Below are 18,319 nucleotides of genomic sequence, written 5' to 3' on the forward strand. Positions count from 1 at the left end.
TGCAGGAGCGGAAACCCTTGAAACCTCGTAGCTGATCACGTCGGAAATTGCCGATAAAATCAATCTGCCAACAGAGTCGCATCACTCGCGAATTATATGACAATACGGTTCAGTTAAGGATTTTTAGTGGGATTCGCTTATTTGTAGAGACGCGCCATGGCGCGTCTCTACATTATGTTCGTGATAAGGGATCTGGTCTTATCTGAACCGTATTGAATTATATGAGACTTTTTCTGGTCTTTTTTCAATAGACCTCTTGCAAAAGTCCATTTTTACTACGCTAAATTGATACTTTGAGAGCCGGATTTCGCATTTATGCAAGAGGTCTAATTGAATTGCTCTAGTAACTTCTCTACTCCAGCATTATGGTCAAGGAAGGAAAATAAATGCTTGTAGCGAAGTTTGCCCTGTTTCTCTAACACAAACTGTGCTGGCAAAGGCGCTCCTAATGCTTGCCCGACTTGATAAGTACGAAACACTCGGCAGGTCGGGTCACTCAACAACGGCATTTTTAAGCTCAAATCCCTCATAACGATTTGACTCTGCCGTTCGTCGGTACTCGTTATCATCAAAACTTCTATACCACGATTTTGAAATTGCTCGTAGTTTTCATTTAAGGATTTGATGTGAGGATAGCAAAAGGGGCAATAATTCTTTTCTGTAAAGATACGAGTAAAGGCAAGTAACACTGGTTTTTTGCCTCTATAATCCGATAACTTTACTACGGTTCCGTTGGTGATATCTGGCAGTTGAAAATCTGGTGTTGCATACCCCAATTCCAATGTATTTGATGCTGGTATTGGTAGAAAATTGCGGAAAAATCGTTCATTAAATAAGCCGCTAGAAGCGATTGAAGTAACCATCTGTTTATCCCTGCTATTATATGCTTATAAAAAAACACAGATAAACACGGAGAATAACCAAATAATTAGTAACTTTAACTCGAAATAAATGACGAATTATTAATTACGAATTTGATTTATCTGTGTTTATCTGTGAAGTTTGAGCCAGCTTGTAATAGCGCTTAAGCGCTACTACAAACCTACTACCTTTGAAACCTAAACAGCAGCGAAGTAAACTTTGGACTTCACGGGATCGGGAACCATTGTCTGGTCGCCTGGTTGCCAGCCAGCAGGACAAACTTCGTCCGGATGGGACTGAACGTATTGAATAGCTTGCAAAGTTCGTAGGGTTTCATCAACGTTGCGACCAAAAGCTAGGTTGTTGATGGTGGCGTGCTGTATGACACCCTCTTTGTCAATGAGGAACAGACCGCGTAAAGCAACGCCAGCTGCTGGATCAAGCACGTTGTAAGCTGCGCTGATCTCTTTTTTGATGTCCGAAACTAAGGGGTAGTTGAGGTCGCCCACTCCACCAGACTTGCGATCTGATTGAATCCATGCTAAGTGAGAAAACTCACTGTCAACGGAAACACCGAGGATTTCAGTGTTAATATTCTTAAATTCTTCGTGGCGATCGCTAAAGGCTGTGATTTCAGTGGGACAAACAAAGGTAAAGTCTAGAGGATAGAAAAACAGCACGACATACTTGCCGCGATAGTCGGAAAGTTTAATGGTTTTAAATTCCTGATCTACCACAGCGGTTGCTGTAAAGTCGGGAGCCTGTTGACCTACACGGAGGCATCCTTCTGATGAGTAAGACAGAGGCATTAACCTAATTCTCCTTCAACTTATATCGGTCTAGTAGCGTTGGAGTTCGGGTCAGGTAAATCTCACCCGTCCTCGTCATCACCCTTCGGGTATGCCAGTGGGTACGGCCACGGCTATCGCCGTTAGCGCAGCTCCTCCGGAGGAGGCACGGCACACCTATGGCTGACGCCACGGCTTCGCCGAACGGTGAACGCCAGTCCCCTGGGCGCGGGAAACCCCTTCGGATATGCCAGTGGGTACGGCCACGGCTATCGCCGTTAGCGCAGCTCCTCCGGAGGAGGCACGGCACACCTATGGCTGACGCCACGGCTTCGCCGAACGGTGTTAGCGAAGCTCCTCCCTTAGGAGGCACGCCAGTTGCGGCTCGGTCGGAAACCCTCCTGCAGCATTGGTCTCACCGCCTGCAGGGCTGGACTCACAGTTTAATTACGATCTGTTACGACTATATCATACTCATAACGATTTTGAGTAGCAAATGGTGGATTTAGATACAAGAGAATGGTTACTAACCAATGGCTTAGGAAGTTTTGCCAGTGGTACAGTTTCTGATGTCAGGACTCGCACTTACCACGGGTGGTTGTTTGCGGCGACTAGCCCGCCTTCTGGACGTACTCTGCTGCTTTCGCACTTAGAAGCTAGCCTAGAATTACCAAATCGAGTGATCGCACTAGGAACAAATTTGTGGGGTAGTGGACAGATAGAGCCAAAAGGTTACCAACAGCTGCGCTCTTTTGATATTAACCCAGTTCCAAAATGGATTTGGGGTGAGGATGAGTGGCAGTTGAGTAGGCTTTTAATCATGCCGTATGGGTTGGTGGAGAAAGGACAAGGAGAGGACACTTCCGTGCGGGGGTTCCCCCCGTTGAGGAATGTGTCCGTAGACAAGAAGCTTCCCCCGTTCTCCGCGTCTTCTTTCTGTCATCGGATTTTGGTTCAGTATCGTTATGAAGGTACAGATGCAGCTACCTTGAGGCTGCGATTGCTCATAGGCGATCGCGACTTTCACCATCAACAAAAGGTCCTTCCAGAACTACAATTCTCACAACTGCTGGGACAACAGCAAGTTTGCTTGCAAGCAATAACTTCTCACAACTTTGGAACACCTTGGCACTTGCGCTGGACGCAAGGAGAGTATCAACCAGACACGGTTTGGTACTGGAATTACGGATTAAGAGAAGAAAGTTTGCGGGGGTTGGGCGATCGCGAAGACCTGTATAGCCCTGGTTACATAACACTCACCCTTAAGCCAGGAGACGCAGTGACTCTGGAAGCGCGGGTGGGTTTTCCTAGCGAACTGCAAACTCCCCTAACCTCAGAAACCTTTGCAGAAGTTGTAGAAGCAGAGCAAGAGCGTCTGTCTCAAGTTTTTGGGTGGGGAGTCACGGAGGACATGGGGACAAATCAATTCAAAATTCAAAATTCAAAATTCAAAATTTGGAATTTCCCCTCATCTCCCTCACTCCCTCACTCTCTCACTCCCTCATCCCCCTCATCCCCCCTCTGGCGACGACTCCTGCAAGCAGCGGATCAGTTTGTTGTTTATCGTGCTTCTATTGCTGGTCCGACTGTGATTGCTGGATATCACTGGTTTAATGACTGGGGGCGCGATACCTTGATTGCCTTACCAGGGTTGGCGCTGATCCCGCAGCGCTTTGATTTGGCGAAAGGACTGCTACAAACCTTTGGGCGTTACTGTCGTTATGGTTTAATTCCCAATGCATTTCCTGACATTGGTGGCGAACCGTTTTATAACAGTATTGATGCAGCGCTGTGGTGGTTTGAAACTTTAGGGCTTTACTTAGAAGCCACTCAAGACTGGCAGTTTTTGGCAGAGCAATATCCAGTGGTGCAGCAAATTTACAAAGCTTTTCTTGGAGGCACGCGTTATAATATACACCTTGATGCTACCGATGGGCTCATTGGTTGGTATGCTCCTGGTGTAGCTCTTACCTGGATGGATGCGGTAGTAGAAGGACAGCCTGTGACTCCCCGTCGTGGTAAGCCAGTGGAAATTAACGCTTTGTGGTATTCCGCTTTATGTTGGGCAAGTCGATGGGCAGAAATTTTGAGCGAACAGGAAGTGGTTGCTGATCCAGGGCGTCTTGCTAAGCAGGCTCTGCGCTACGCCCAGCTAGCACAACAAGTGAAAGCTTCTATGCAACAGTTCTGGAATCCTCAACTGGGCTACTTGTACGACACGATTGAACCAGACGACCGTCGAAACTCTCAGATTCGTCCAAATGCAGTTTTGGCACTTTCGCTGTCGCATTGTGCGTTCTCTCAAAAGCAAGGGCAAAATGTTCTTGATCTAGCTCGTTCTTCGTTGCTCACTCCCTTTGGTCTTCGCAGTCTCGCTCCAACAGATCCAGAATATATTGGCAAATATAACGGCAACTCTGAAAAACGCGATCGCGCTTATCACCAAGGTACAGTCTGGAGTTGGTTGATTGGTCCTTTCATCCGCGGTTGGGAACGTTTTTACCCTGAACAACCATTGCCCTTTGATTGGCAACCCTTACTAGAACACTTTCTATCGGATGCCTGTATTGGCTCTATTTCCGAAATTTTTGATGGTGATCAACCCCATACACCTAGAGGGGCTATAGCTCAAGCTTGGTCTGTTGCCGAGGTTATTCGCCACGTAAAAATAAAATAATCAAAAAAGAAGAACGAAGAAAAAACTATCTCTTCAGTCTTCTTTTTTCTTTCTTTATTTTTGATTAGTTAAGTGGCTCAGGTCGGATTCGAACCAACGACCCCAGGCTTATGAGTCCCGTGCTCTAACCTACTGAGCTACTGAGCCAAAGATTTTTTTCGTCTTCCTAATATAGCATACAAAAATTTTGAAGTCAAAATTCAAGAGTCAACGAAGAAGAATTCAGAAATCAGAAGTCAGCAATGCTTGCAGTAGGGACTTATGACCCGCAACCTTATTGTTGACCACCAAATCAAAGATTTGCTGGAGGCACATTGCTCTACTCAACGCCCACGTCGCACACTTGCCCCAACCTGGCTGAGGCAGTGACTGACACCTGAGTTCTTTCTTGGTCAAAAGCCAAAAAAAGCAAAAGAGGGAGTTGCTGCTACATAGAACTTATTTATAGTTATCCAGGACAACTAGTTTGTCTACTTCCTGCTTCTACCAAGAGAGACGGCTCTTACTTGTCCACAGGCCTTACTTCGGAGCTAGCCGCTCCTACATATAAATTGAGAAAATTCTCAATTAATAATCCATGTTAGTCCGCTTGTTTTTCGCGCCTAATGATTAACTTTAAATAAGTATAGCAAAGAAATTGGCGACTTATTCAAGCTCCCTCCAAAGAATAAGCAATCATTGAGTGACAGATAGTCACCGACTACAGACGTGCTACTGCTGGCAGAAAGGCTATTGGGTTAACTGCGCCTTTGCCAGATGGATGGATTTCAAAGTGGGTGTGCGGACCAGTGCTAAAGCCAGTGCTACCCATTAAAGCAATTGTTTGACCTTGCTGTACCTGTTGACCAGCCTGCACCAAAAGCTTGCTATTGTGACCATAGCGAGTCATGCTGCCATCAGGATGGCGGATGTCCACAAGGTTGCCATAGCCACCACTGTTCCAGCCTGCCTTTTCTACGATACCGTCAGCTACTGCGTAAATCGGTGTACCAGTTGAGTTAGCAATGTCAATTCCTTTGTGCATTCTTCCCCAGCGCCAACCATAACCAGAGGTGAGGGTACCCTTTGCAGGCCAAATGTAACCTGTGGACGAGGTAGACGGGGTGGGTGTATTCTCGTCAATGATTTTAGGCAGGTATCTATCCACCGCTGCTAAAGGCGGTAACTGTGGAGAAACAGTTGATCCCTGTAAAGAACCGAGCGAACGCGAGGCGTCACTACCCATTGAAGGCGCTGCTACTGTTTGATTAGGTGGTAGCAGTTCTGGATTCATTGGTTCGTTTGCAGGTCTTTTAGCACGGTATATAGGCTTGCCTGGTTTGGTATTATAGTTGTTGGATCTTATTGGTCTAGGAACGGGTATTTGTATAGCAGCATTGTTCGATCCAGTCACAGGCATCTGCACTGCTGTGTCATTTGGTTTTGGCACAGCAATTGGCACGCCTGCATCATTTTGATTGGAAACAGGAACCGTCACCGAGGTATTATTGGTTTGGGAACCCTCTGGAACAACGATGTTACCAGCCTCTTGAGAGCGGTATTTCTCCCGCAATTTCTCAATTTCCGCTTGTAAGCTGCGCAGACGTTGACTATTTTTTACTTGTTTTGTTGTCGTAGCAGGTGGTTTGTTTGCTAGTTGAATTTCTGTAAAAACTTTTGGCACTGGGGAATCACCACCAACACCATTAGCAGCATAAGATGTGACAGTACCAGAGGTCGTTTGGGAAGTTGTAATAGTATTTTCTGCTGAGTTACCAGTAGTTGCTTCAATGTAAGTTTGAAACTGTTTGTCCGTAAGTACTGGTGTCGGGACAGTCACAGTCCTGTTGTTGGCAATGACTGAGTTGGCACTGATTTCGCCAAGGTTGGTAGTACCACTAGCTACGACAGTTGGCTGGGTAGTACTGCGGTTCTCAGTCACGGGAACGGACAGTTTTTGGTTGATTTGCAGCTGATAGGGATTGCTGAGATTATTCGCCTTGAGTAGTTGTGAGACTGAAATTCCGTAATGGTTGGCGATCGCCGTTAGTGTTTCTCCAGGCTTAACTTCGTGTGTTATCGCAGCTGCCGTTTGTGTGGTCGGCGCTACAACTGCGGCTGTTGCTGGTGCGGCTGTTGGCATTGGTGCTGGTAACACCTGCGCCTCTAACCTTTGCTTTAACTTGGACACAAGCTTTGTTCTGCTGACATCGCTGTTTGTTTCCAGCTGTTGACTAGCAGTGATATTTGTGCTTGTCTTTTGCATTTGTTCCGCCACAGTCATTGGCTGTGCGAACCGAGTCACTGCTTGTTGTGATAAATCTTTGGTTTCCTTAGATTGCCAATCAGCCAGACTCTTTCTTAAAGTGTTCGATTTTTCTTGTAATCTGTTGAGCGCATATTCTTGCTGCGCTTTCAATTGAGCATTGACTTCCGCATCCAGTGTGTTGTTTGCTTCTGCTGTTTTTGGTTCAGCAGACACCGAGGACACGCTTTGCACACCAGCAATACCATCAGCATGAGAGAGTGTTTGTACTCCTAGCTTTTTGGACTGCTGCAGGTTGTTTTTTTTCCAGGCAATGCTTTGTTCCTCTGATCCTTTGGGCGAACTTGGAACTACTACTGGTGCAGAGGCTGGGACAGACATCCTGCTTGCCGCGACTTGCCATTTCGCTCTCAGCCCGGGTAGCTGTGAAATTGCTGTTGGTTCAACTACAGCAGGACTTTCAGGCACACTTACTGATGAAACGGCTGGCAACTTTAGTTTTTTTGTGGAAGTATATTTTACTTCGGCATCAGAAGCAGGAACCGTTGAAGCTGTATTTTGGTTACCCAACGCTTCTGCTGCGGTGGCTTGGTCGCTTTGTCGAGTCACCAAAACGCTGGTTGCTCCCATTGATATTGCCAAGCCAATCATTGCGGCTGTTGTTGGCACCCGGCAAGAGTTAACCCTTGGATTAACGATGTCTATGTGTTCCACCGGAGCATCATCGCCTAGGGCTTTGTCCAACTCAGCTTTTACTTTCTTCTTCAATGCTCGTTTCAAAGACGACCTCCTATGATCACTAGCGCTTAACTGAGCTCATTTTTTCAGTCTGATACTAGTCAATGATTTAGATCACTATCAAGAATAGATCAAGATCACACCTATCAGAGATACTTAGGCAAGATTAACCTGGTTCTCTGATTTAGACAAGTTCACACCATTCAATTCTTAAAAATTAAATTTACGCGTTGACTTGTCCTGTTCACACTTCACACCTTAAGGCACTTACATCAAATAAGTTTTCTTCTTTACAGTTTGCGCCTTGGTCGCTTTAGCAGCCCGACTGACAATCACACTTTTGCCAAGTCTTGTCTTGCTTTCAGCAATCAGATGCTACGACTAAGAGCGAATAGCACTACACCCTGCTGTAGATCTCTTCAAAGTTTTTCTACCCCATCCGTCTTACCCACACGAGACTTTACGTTGATTATTCCCCAAAAAACAACCGTGTTAACTCGCAGTTTCTTCTAGCCAAGATTAAAATGACACCTGGGTTCCAAATAGCTTAAACTCCTGATTTGACTGACTCAGAACGTTTTTGTTCCCCGACTGAGAGAAAATTCAAATTCACGAAAATCTATCATTCAGTTTTGGTTGTTTCTCACATCATCTATAGAAATTTCTTATATCAATATATCTTTAGCCTTCAGTAATTGTCCTTAGATTTTACTATGGGTATCATAAATAGTGTATAAGATAAATCAGTAATCCTGAGAAAACCAAAAAAAAATTTTCGGAATAACCGCAATTATCAAGTCAGAATTTTTATTTCTCATCTCAGTAGATGTACAAAAAAGGCTATAGGGTATAAGGAGGAAGAAGGTCTTCTTCCTTCTGACCAAAGGGGGGGGAAACACCACACGCCTCTTAAAAATTCGTGGTCTACAATTGTGTCTGTGATTAAAACCCCCATTCATCGTCTTCTTCCTTCGAGTTTAATACCCTAATTGACGGCGAGCTTCAAACAGACCTACTGCCACACTCACAGAAAGATTTAAGCTACGAACATTCGGTTCGCTCATGGCAATGTAAAGTGTAGCATCACAAGCTGATATAACCTCAGGTGGCAAGCCAGTCGTTTCACTACCAAATAGTAACCAGTCATCAGGTTGAAACTGAAAATCTACGTGCTTGCAAGTGCCTTTGACACTAAAACCTAACCATCTTCCGCCACGCGCCTGATGTATCAACTTAAAAGCTTCCAAAGATTCGTGATAGTGCAGCTTCACATACGGCCAGTAATCTAAGCCGGCTCTTTTGAGGTAGCGATCGCTAATTTCAAACCCCAAAGGTCCTACTAAATGTAATTCCGTGCTTGTAGCAGCACAAGTGCGAGCAATATTACCTGTATTTGGGGGAATAAGCGGGTTAACTAAAACAACCTGCGGCATTTGCTCTGGAATAAATATGTTTAAATAAGCAATTTATGGCTTTTTTCAAATCTATCTTAAGGGTGAGGTGATTTATAGATTTTCTTAATGTTCTTTGCCTCAAGCCATTGATTAGAAATTTAAAAGAGACATGAAATATATCTCAGAATATCTGAGAGATGCTCTGAGATATGTAACGATTTTTTAAATGCTGTATACTTGCATCACACAACACTTGCGCTTTGCAGAATATGTGTTGTTGCTAAGTGGCAATGAATGACTTGAGATTAAGCAACGAGCGAACACAATTTATCTTCGAGTTCGATTTCGCGTTCTCGTGTTGCACTAATCGCTTGAGTGAGAACGTGTCTTGGACTCAAACCGAGTGCGTGCAGTTGCAGCCACCCTTGAGCTTCATTACCTTCGCGCAGGATTTTTTGCAGTGGTGAAAGGAAACAAGCGAAGCCGTGCTGCTTGGCGATCGCCCAGACATCTTGATATATTTCGGCAATCCAATCTCTCGCTAAAATACTTCTGCCATCTTGCCAATGCCTCAGTTGAGCATCGAGACTAGAAGTCGCCGCTGCAGCTTCGTTAGCATAGGTGAGGGAGACAAGTTCGTCTGGGGAGAACGTACTTTGGGTTAACGGATCGAGGTCAGGATTATCGATAAGTTGCTGAATACGCGCCTCTAATAGGGCTGTTATCGCCAGTAAGGCGATGGGATCTATGACTAAATCACAAATTCGCAGTTCTAGGCGATTTAAGTCATACGGACGGCGATCGCCATTTGGGCGCACTGATACCCAAAGATGACGAACATTTTGCATTGTTCCGGCTGCGAGCTGGCTTTCCACCCAATCAATGTGGTGGGCGTGGCTTTCAAATAACGGCACTTGAGAAGGCGTTTGCGGAAAAACACTCCAGCGTGTGGAATGATAGCCGGTTGCTTTGCCATTGAGGAAGGGGGACGCAGCACTCAAGGCAAGGAACAAAGGTGCTTCTACCCTTATAAGCCGACACGCCCGCATTAAAACTTCTGGATCGCTAATACCGACGTTGATGTGAACGCTGGCTGTCACGACTTTTGTGCCGTATGTTTGCTCAATGTAGGCATGATAAGGGTTTGTTGGATCCGAGCGAAAAAAGCGATCGCTCCCACCTAACGACAGAGTGCTTCCTGGAATCAGTGTGTAATCGCCCAATTGCTGAATAAAGTTTCGCAATTTCAGCCGAGGACGCAGCAAAGCACATAAAAGCTGGTCGTAATTTCGCTCTGGTGCAGTTGTGTATTCTACGTTTCGATTATCTGGCTCCCAGACAAATCCATCCAAAGACGTAACTATCTTGTCGGAGAGTCCGACGATATCACCACTAGGGGTGCCAGTGTACATCTCAATTTCAAAGCCTTTCAATAGCACCAGTCTGTTCTCCTCGGCTCTCCTTACTTCATAGATTGTATCGAAGGCGACGAAATTCTGCTTGTGACGTTAGAGTTAATTAACAGTTGACAAGGGGAGTATGGATGTGCAGTAATAGGGAGATTTTTTTTTGACTCTTGAGTGTTGACTTTTGACTGAAATTAGAGTAATGCTTTTTAATAAGCTGTTCCACATTTAACTTGCATGATTTGGGCGGGCAAGATGCCCACCCCACAAGAATTTGAAAAAATTTAGCTTATCAAGGGATTTTTCCTCTGCGCTTTTGAGGCTGTTTTGGCATATTTTGAGATGGAGTGTGTGCTGCTATAAATAGCTGAGGCGTGTTGAGAGTTGGTTGGGCAATGGCGAGACGCAGAAACTGTACCCACACTTCATCACTGAGTAAGTTTAAAGCTTGCTGAGGATTGTTAGTGGCGATTGCCTCCGGCACTGCGCTCTGCGCAATCGCGCCCATAACTTTACGCCATCCCTGACGCAATGACTCAATAAAAGCTGCTTCTGTGGATACCTCATTGAGCAAAGAAAGTGCAGTTCTAAAACTTGCTGAATCACCTGATACCTTTTTCGACTTTAGCCCTTGAAGTACTACATTCAGCCACACCGGAAGAAGTTCTAGCCAGTTATTTTGCTGTATGGTTGTGAGTGCCATTTCTTCCATACCCAGCGCACCCCACAAGCATAGAGTATCCGCAGCTAGTTCAGTATCACGGTTTTGTAGAGCATTGTTCCACAATTTTTCAGCATGGTTTTTGAAGCGATTAGCGAGAAATTCATAAGCTTCTTGAACTTCATGCAAAATTGTAACTTTATAAACCGATTCGCCTCGTGGTAAATAATCGCCGCCATAAGACAGCCAATTATGAACTCCACAAAGATAGATTTTCCCATCAACTATGACTTCTTTGACATGGGAATTTCCTAACCAAAAAACCTGTATACCTGGCAAGCCATCAGGCGTTTTCACTCCTCGAAGTTTTTCCTCCACTTGTGTTGATATTGGTTTGTCTTCATCTTCTTGTTGCTGGGCAATTCCATGTCCAATCAGAATCCAAACCCCACGATTTACCAATTTTTGCACCAAGTGAAGAAATTGTTCGTCTACAATTGCCTGATTTACCCAAGGAGAATAAATAAGAATCTGGTGCTGTGCCGAATTTAAAACTTCTGAGAAAGCTTGAGGAATTTGTCCATCGCGTAACTGTACAACTGTACCTGACGGGTTGATTTTTTTCTGTTTTCCACTTGCAAGTCTTGCAGTTTCCAGCGCCTTTTGATCAATCTTTTCCAGTCTAGCCTCAAGTTCTGCGTTTTTCTGATTCAAAGTTGCTTTGCGCTCAAAAGTGATAGTTTCGTCTGACAATTCACACAATGCTTGCAAAGAGACTTTCCCTTCAGCTTGGAGTGATTCTAGCCAGTTTGGTTCCGACTTTAAAATTTCCTTTCCCTTCCTGAGTTGGATGTTCAACTTATCTTCAAGTGCATCAAAGACAAGGAAAAGCGATATAGTTTTCCATTTTTTTTTGGTGGGAGCTATTACCTTATAGGAAATGACGATTTTTCCCTCTTCTGGCACATGAAATGCTAAACCTGAAGCCTGAATACTTTGTTGTAATTCTTCAAGCGATAAGGAAAAAATATCAATAATTATATTATCAATGGTGATAAAGTCTGCCAAATTAGGCAAGATAACCAGTTCATCATTAAATGGTTCAGAGGCAAAGGTAAGCTTTTCGCCCAAGGGATCTACAACCGCATAAATTTTTTCAGAGTATGGGGGCTGTGGTACAGTTCCTTTCTCATAAAATAAACGCCCTTCAGGAGTGACTGTAATTGCTGATGTCACTTCGAGAGTTTGTAACTTCTGAAGAGTCGCTATAGTACTTCGGACGAATATAGGATCAAGCCCAAGTATAGATGCTAATTCATCTGCTGTTGGCGGAGAGTCCAATTCAACACCAGCCCGGATGATAAACTCTTCGAGTACATTGAACTGGCGGGATTCCCTGATAGTAACTTCTACATGAGTTTGACACACACTATAACGGAATTGACGCGCTGCTAAAACCGATAAACCAAAGCTCTGTGCTTCAATTTCATTTACCAAATCTCTGAGATTATTATCAATAGGTTTAGCAGAAGACGCGAGAAACATCAACTAAACCTCCATGACGCTCTACAATGTTGGAAACTTCTGAGTACATACTTCCGATTTTGCCTGTTTGACGGGTAAATAAATCGTGACATCCCACAATTATCAGTAGTTCTTGAGCGCGAGAAAAAGCAACGTTAACCCTTTCTGGCTTCTTCGCAAAACCCACATCTCCCTTACTATTGTTACGAACCATACTAACAATTACAACAGGTCTTTCCATACCTTGAAATCGATCAACAGTTCCAGTACGAATTTGCAAAGAAGGATAAAGTTCAGGTTGAAGGCGCTCATCAATTTTTCTAAGTTGAGCGCCATAAAATGTAATCACGGCAATTTCTTTTTTCGGTTCACCATTAGCAACTCTAGCAGCCCAAGTATCCTCCATTTGCTGACACAGACGTTCAATAGCATCAATTTCCTGAATATTAAAGAATGAAGTTCCTTCACGTTGCTCTTTAAAATCATTTTCTGCTGGCATTTTTACCCAAAGAATATGGTGGTCTTTTTGAATTATTTTGCCTGCCAAATTATGTGCGCGTTTCGTGTCAGGTTGTAAAATTCCACATTCTAGTTTACCGTCATAAAACTGATTTATTGCCCCCATGATAAAGGGGTGCATTCGATACTGTGTAGTGAGCATCTGTTTGATGCTTTCATCAGCAGCTTCAAACTGACTTTTGAAAAGTGATTCTTCTAAGAATTGCAGTTCGTCTCGTGTACTACTTATTTCTTGAGCAACTTCTTCTAAAGTGCTAGTATCAAGCATGGGTGGTAATTGTCGATGGTCGCCAACCATGACTAACTTTTTGCCTTTCAAAGCTGGAATGAGTAATTCTGGTGGAGTACACTTACTCACCTCATCAATGATGACGACATCAAAGTTTTTGAATTCTTCAGAAAATTCTCGATTTGCTGCTTGAACACAGGTGATACCGAGGACGTTCGCGTTATCTAGGTAAATTCGCCTCAAATCGTTGCGATCGCCCTCTGAGGGGTTGCGTAGTTTTTCAATCCAATCTTGGACAAAGTTCTGATATCGATTGAGATAAGTTTCTTCATTTTGGAGTTGCTGTTGCCAAGATTCAAAGTGAGTTTTGATAGTGCGTAAAAAGTCTAGATGAAACAAGTCTGTAGGAATTTCCGGTTTAAATTTATCAGGTATTGTTTCCCATGTTTTCTGCCACCAGTTTCGCTCTGATCTTAAATTTTCTGACAACTCTGGTTGTATTTTTTGCTGTACTTCGCGTAGTTTTATTTCTAATTCTTCAAGTTGCTGTCGAGAAATTGTGTTTTCTTCTTTTAGCCGTGAAAGATGCTTATGCAGAGAGTTTTTGATATTTTCCAGTATAGCAAAATGTTCTAATGATGAAATTAAGGTTTCAAGCTGATTGATGCCATTTTCCCAATAATCCACTTGCTTTGAAAATTCTTGGGGTTGTTCCCAAATCTTTGATTGCTTGGCAAGATATTCTTCCGCTAGAATGCGTAATTGAGGAGGTAAGTGTTGCTGCCGAATCAGACCTTGCAGAATATTGATAACTCGTTCAAGTTTCAAACTACCATCTTGTCTGACTCTTTCTACCTGAGATTGATGGGCAGATATTTGCTCTTGGGTAATTCCATTTTTTTGAAGTTCATTGATTTGTATTTGTAAATTTTGAAGTTGTTGTTCGGTTTCCGTTTTGACTTGTAAAACGCATTGACGTGCATTTTTCAGGATGCTATCCAGTAATTCTTGTGTAATACGGGTGAGAGTAGACTCAATGTTATTCAATTCCCATGATGCACCATACTTCTGTTGCATTCTCATCAGAAAAAACTGTGTATTTTCAACCAGCAATTTTCGCTGACTAGGTTTGAGTTCTTGATAGTTATTAAACTGTTGGTAAAGTTCTTGCCATTGGATGCGATCGCTTGTTGACAGCACCATTGGACTTAGGCTCAAACTTTGCTGTAAAAAATAACTAAAATTATACTGTTTACCTCGTCGGTCAATAAAACCGCCGTCTATTTCATAGGCGATCGCCTTTGCTAATAACTCCCACTCTGGTAGCTTAAGTGTGTAACCTTTCGGCACAATTTCTAATTTGAATGTCTTCGCAAACATCAACAAACCTAGTGGTAAGTCCGCTAAATTCTCTGTTAATGGTTGCCTAGATTTCTGACAATCATTTAATACATGATACAGAAGAGAATATGCTGTAGACTTCCATTCCTTAACTGCTGTGATAATATAATCTATTTCCCGTTTGCGGTTTTCCCAACTCCGAATTGTTTGTTGTAAGTTTTGCTGCTTGGTAAGAAATTGCTGATAATCTGTTTGTAGCTGATTTAAATAAGTAGAATTCTGTCTAAATACCTGCACCGACGCCGCAACCTCCGACATGGCTACAGTTGCCTCTTGCGCAGAACTTAATGCTGTTTTAAATTCAGATATATCTGCTATAGTATCACGCAACCAAACCGCCAATCCAAATGCACCACGCTTAGGGCGAACAAAGCCAAGTTCATCAGTATATTTGATGGCTGTACGAACATCTGCCAAAAAGTTTTCTACTGTACTGTTACCTTCTGTGTAGGGTTTAAGAAGTGGCAAAAAATTTGTTACTTCTGGGTCTTCCCAGTTTACGTTCGGTGCAGCATTTAGCAGTTCCTCCAACTTTGCAATGAGGGGTTCGACCTCATTTTTCTCTGCTTCGGTTTTCTTGTAGGCTGTTTCTTGATTTTTGCAGTTTGCCTCTAAGCTTGCTTTGGTCTTGTTGAATTCATTTTGTGTCTGATAAAATTCTTCTTCTGCTTTTACGTATGCTGTGAATCGTTGTGATGATGTCAACAATTGACGCAAAATTTTTACATTTTCAAGGCGTTTAGTGAGATTGTTTTCGCAATCAGTCGCGGTATTTTGTAGCCATGTGCCAATCACTTGGTCTTCTAAAAATGGCTGTCCTTCTTCCCCAACTTTCTCGGGTCGTCCCTTTCGCACAGCCCGAATTACTGGGTTGTGAACTAATCGACTCAGCGCATTATCAACTGCTAAATTTGCTTGAGAGGCAATGAGGGTACGTCCACCCCGAAGAGCAACTTGATAGCAAATCTCGGCAATCACAGTCGTTTTACCTGTCCCTGGCGGACCTTGAATCAGGACAAGATCCTCAGCTGCAAGCACCGTTTCCACTGCTGCTTTCTGACCAGGATTAGCGGAAGATAATAACATATCCTCTGGTCGAAGTTGAACAGTTTTTTGGATAGGTCTTGCCTGGGAAGCCTCGAATAAGAAGTTACCCAAGTAGGGATTTTGGGTGTAACCATTATTCAAGTCGTCTAAAGCTTTTTTCTTGCGCTGAATTTGTTTGATGTCACCAACTGCCTCGAAACACAAAAATCCGGTGGCTGGCAGATGATAACGCCCTGCTGCCATGTATTCAGCTAAGTCGCGTTCTAGCCTTACGCTGATTATGTAACGGTTGGAGTCAACTTCTTCAACAGACCCGAGTTGGCGGCTGTTCTGCCAGTTTTTTCCTGCGGGTGCAGTCTCGAAAAGTTTCAGCTCTTCGTTTCTTGCCCGTTTTGCCCGTTCCCAAAAGTTTTGCACACCCAAAGAATTTTCAGGAGAACCGTCAAGGGTGGCTGAAGCGACATCAATTTCAAAACTGATCCGCCTTCTGGAGCTATAATTATGAGCCAAGTAACGCACACAAAACTGACGTGCCTTAGCAATGTTTTCCTCAATCTGCAAAAACGCTTTCCAAGCTTTGAGCTGATCTTCTGTGGGTACATAGTCACCGCAGGCTGGCGTAGCTGCTATGCGTGCCAATGCCTGTGACGGAATGCCGAGATGATGTTGGTGCTCGGGTAGCAAACACAAGCGACAAGGGACACCATAGCCATCAGCGTGTCCCCGTGAGAGTTGTAGGAACTGAACCGACAGTATCTTTAAACCACCGTATCCATTTTGTTGTACAGCTGCTATGAATCCTAACGTTTTTCCTAGCTTCTTAAGTTTTATGGGTAATTGAACATCCGAGTCTGTTGCGATTGTCAACTCCCAAATTTCTTGTTTTGGCTCTTTTCCAGCGCCCTTGCGACGAACATAAAACAGGCAAGGCTTTCGACCGACACATTCAAACATTAACTCGTTGGCACGCTCTCGCCGCTCCCGAAATTCGGGATATGATTCAAGGGCAGCATCACCTTCAAGATTGCGGAGCAATCGATCAATTGTCGAACCTACTAATACATAGCCCCAATTTTCGGAGTTTGTTTTAATATTTAAGGAATTTGTTTGGGAAGAGGTCGCAACGTTAGCAACTCGTTTCTTTGTCGCTTTACGAATGCGTTCTGCCTCGAATTCAGAGATTGTGCTGCTCTGACTTTTAGCTGCAATGTTAAGTTGGTCGCAAATTGCTAATAGCTTTTTGTTATCCAACTTCAATTCCTTTGATAGTTCGTAAATTCTGACTTTGCCGTTGTTCATCCACTGTTGCCCTTGCCCAGATTTTCTAAGTTTAGTTTTACTTAATAGACTTCTTACAAAAATACGATTTATGAATTTTTGAACCACAGATGGACACTGATGGACACTGATATTTATCTGTGTAGCCTAGGGCACGGCTTACGCCTACATCGGTGTACCCTGCGGGAAGCCCTTCGGGTATGTCCTTCGGACACGCTACGCGTTGGCGGAGCCTGCGCTTTGCGCTTACGCAGTAGCCTAGGTCGGGAAACCCTCCTGCAGCGCTGTCTCACCGCCTCCGGCGTCTACATCGGTGGTTTAATTTCAAAAAAAATGACTGCATGCAAGAGTTCTACTATATCAAAGTCCGTATTGCTGATAAACTTGACTGGCAGCGCGATGCACCAGAGAGTGACGATAAACAAGAGACTTCATATCATCAGCATAACCGCCGCCAATGACGCAACCGACGGGGTATCCGGCGGCAACACAGGTACTCAAAACCTGCATCTCACGACGGAAGATGCCTGTATCGGTTAGGGCTAATTTTCCCAGGCGATCGCCTATATGGGGATCAACACCAGCATCGTAGAAAATGATATCTGGCTTGACATTTGAAAGTAAATGTGGTAAAAAATTTGCTAAAGTTTGCAGATAGGCGTCATCTTCCATTCCCACAGGCAAGGGAACATCCAAATCGCTTTGTTGCTTTGTGCCAGGAAAATTGACTTCGCAGTGCATGGAGAAAGTGAAAACACTGTCGTCGTCTTGGAAGATGAAAGCGGTGCCATCCCCTTGATGGACATCCAAGTCCACAATTAGGATTTTTTGGACAAGTCCGAGTTTTTGTAGGACGCGGGAGGCGATCGCCAAATCATTGAAAATACAAAAACCAGATCCATAACTGGGAAAAGCATGATGAGTACCGCCTGCGGTATTGCAAGCCAAACCGTGCTTTAGTGCGAGTTGCGCGGTGAGAATTGTACCGCCTACAGCTACACAGGTACGATTCACCAGTGCTGGGCTCCAGGGTAATCCAATGCGCCGCTGTGCTTTGGCATCGAGAGTGCCCTCACAGTAAGCTTGAACGTACTCTGGGGTGTGAACTAACTCTATCAACTCTTGTGGTGGGCGTGTAGGCGTGTGAAATTGTTCTTTTTGCGCGACGCCATCTGCTAGTAGCAGTTCGTAGAGTTGCCTAAATTTTGGCATCGGGAAGCGATGACCTTCGGGTAGTGGGGCAACGTAATCAGGATGGTAAACAATTGGCAAGTCCATGTTATTTATTGAACCGCCAAGGTGCCAAGTACGCCAAGAAAGATTTTCTCGTTCCTACTTTTTGCGAACCCGGGAACAAATTAGCCATTTTATACGTCTGTTTAGAGGTTTAACCGACACAGATTCACCCAAGTTTTGTTGAACCACCAAACCAAACAGGGGAGAATAGCAAACAAGCCGAGAGCGCTTTTCACTGAATCATGGAACAGAAAACTATCTGGCAACAAGGATGTTACCCAAAGTTAGAGGGAAAAGTTACCCTAACTCCAGAAA

General features: G+C 44.0%; 9 protein-coding genes and 1 tRNA gene. 1 reads left to right on the forward strand and 9 read right to left on the reverse strand.

The genetic code is table 11. The features are described from left to right. Positions 1-326 precede the first annotated feature (326 nt). Together ACM0OZ_RS13260 and ACM0OZ_RS13265 are read right to left on the reverse strand one after the other, a co-directional pair. On the reverse strand, positions 327-863 hold the full coding sequence (locus ACM0OZ_RS13260) for a peroxiredoxin family protein (protein ID WP_414583294.1): 537 nt from the start codon (positions 861-863) through the stop codon (positions 327-329). A 195-nt stretch (positions 864-1,058) separates the two neighbouring features. Next, positions 1,059-1,670 (reverse strand): peroxiredoxin, encoded by a 612-nt coding sequence (locus ACM0OZ_RS13265; RefSeq protein WP_414583295.1) that lies wholly within the window; start codon positions 1,668-1,670, stop codon positions 1,059-1,061. Between the two features lie 475 nt (positions 1,671-2,145). Between ACM0OZ_RS13265 and ACM0OZ_RS13270 the strand changes: the two genes are divergently transcribed. Further along, the gene (locus tag ACM0OZ_RS13270) at positions 2,146-4,326 is read left to right on the forward strand and encodes an amylo-alpha-1,6-glucosidase (protein WP_414583296.1); all 2,181 of its coding nucleotides are present in this window, start codon (positions 2,146-2,148) and stop codon (positions 4,324-4,326) included. A 73-nt stretch (positions 4,327-4,399) separates the two neighbouring features. Here ACM0OZ_RS13270 and ACM0OZ_RS13275 read toward each other — a convergent pair. From ACM0OZ_RS13275 to ACM0OZ_RS13305, 7 genes are all read right to left on the reverse strand, one after another. Then, a tRNA-Met gene (locus ACM0OZ_RS13275) sits at positions 4,400-4,473 on the reverse strand. Positions 4,474-5,026: 553 nt separating this feature from the next. Then, entirely contained in the window at positions 5,027-7,351 is a 2,325-nt protein-coding gene (locus tag ACM0OZ_RS13280) for a peptidoglycan DD-metalloendopeptidase family protein (protein WP_414583297.1), read from the reverse strand. Positions 7,352-8,286: 935 nt separating this feature from the next. Continuing rightward, entirely contained in the window at positions 8,287-8,742 is a 456-nt protein-coding gene (locus tag ACM0OZ_RS13285; protein WP_332992620.1) for a tRNA (cytidine(34)-2'-O)-methyltransferase, read from the reverse strand. Positions 8,743-9,008: 266 nt separating this feature from the next. Continuing rightward, entirely contained in the window at positions 9,009-10,145 is a 1,137-nt protein-coding gene (gene gshA, locus ACM0OZ_RS13290; RefSeq protein ID WP_414583339.1) for a glutamate--cysteine ligase, read from the reverse strand. Positions 10,146-10,401: 256 nt separating this feature from the next. After that, positions 10,402-12,315 (reverse strand): hypothetical protein, encoded by a 1,914-nt coding sequence (locus ACM0OZ_RS13295; protein ID WP_414583298.1) that lies wholly within the window; start codon positions 12,313-12,315, stop codon positions 10,402-10,404. Then, complete coding sequence (locus ACM0OZ_RS13300) at positions 12,293-16,789, reverse strand: translation initiation factor IF-2 N-terminal domain-containing protein (RefSeq protein WP_414583299.1); 4,497 nt, start codon at positions 16,787-16,789, stop codon at positions 12,293-12,295. Before ACM0OZ_RS13300 ends, ACM0OZ_RS13295 begins: the two co-directional genes overlap by 23 nt. A 339-nt stretch (positions 16,790-17,128) precedes the next feature. Further along, a complete protein-coding gene (locus tag ACM0OZ_RS13305; protein ID WP_414583300.1) occupies positions 17,129-18,046 on the reverse strand; it encodes a histone deacetylase in 918 nt (305 codons plus the stop codon). Positions 18,047-18,319 lie beyond the last annotated feature (273 nt).

It is taken from the genome of Scytonema sp. PCC 10023 (genome assembly GCF_963920835.1).
Lineage (GTDB): Bacteria > Cyanobacteriota > Cyanobacteriia > Cyanobacteriales > Nostocaceae > Kalymmatonema.

Excerpts from the sequence above, each read along its gene's own strand:
- ACM0OZ_RS13305 (WP_414583300.1), bottom strand. The coding sequence starts at position 18,046 with ATGGACTTGCCAATTGTTTACCATCCTGATTACGTTGCCCCACTACCC.
- ACM0OZ_RS13285 (WP_332992620.1), bottom strand. The coding sequence starts at position 8,742 with ATGCCGCAGGTTGTTTTAGTTAACCCGCTTATTCCCCCAAATACAGGT.
- ACM0OZ_RS13300 (WP_414583299.1), bottom strand. The coding sequence starts at position 16,789 with ATGAACAACGGCAAAGTCAGAATTTACGAACTATCAAAGGAATTGAAG.
- ACM0OZ_RS13270 (WP_414583296.1), top strand. The coding sequence starts at position 2,146 with ATGGTGGATTTAGATACAAGAGAATGGTTACTAACCAATGGCTTAGGA.
- ACM0OZ_RS13295 (WP_414583298.1), bottom strand. The coding sequence starts at position 12,315 with ATGTTTCTCGCGTCTTCTGCTAAACCTATTGATAATAATCTCAGAGAT.
- ACM0OZ_RS13260 (WP_414583294.1), bottom strand. The coding sequence starts at position 863 with ATGGTTACTTCAATCGCTTCTAGCGGCTTATTTAATGAACGATTTTTC.
- ACM0OZ_RS13265 (WP_414583295.1), bottom strand. The coding sequence starts at position 1,670 with ATGCCTCTGTCTTACTCATCAGAAGGATGCCTCCGTGTAGGTCAACAG.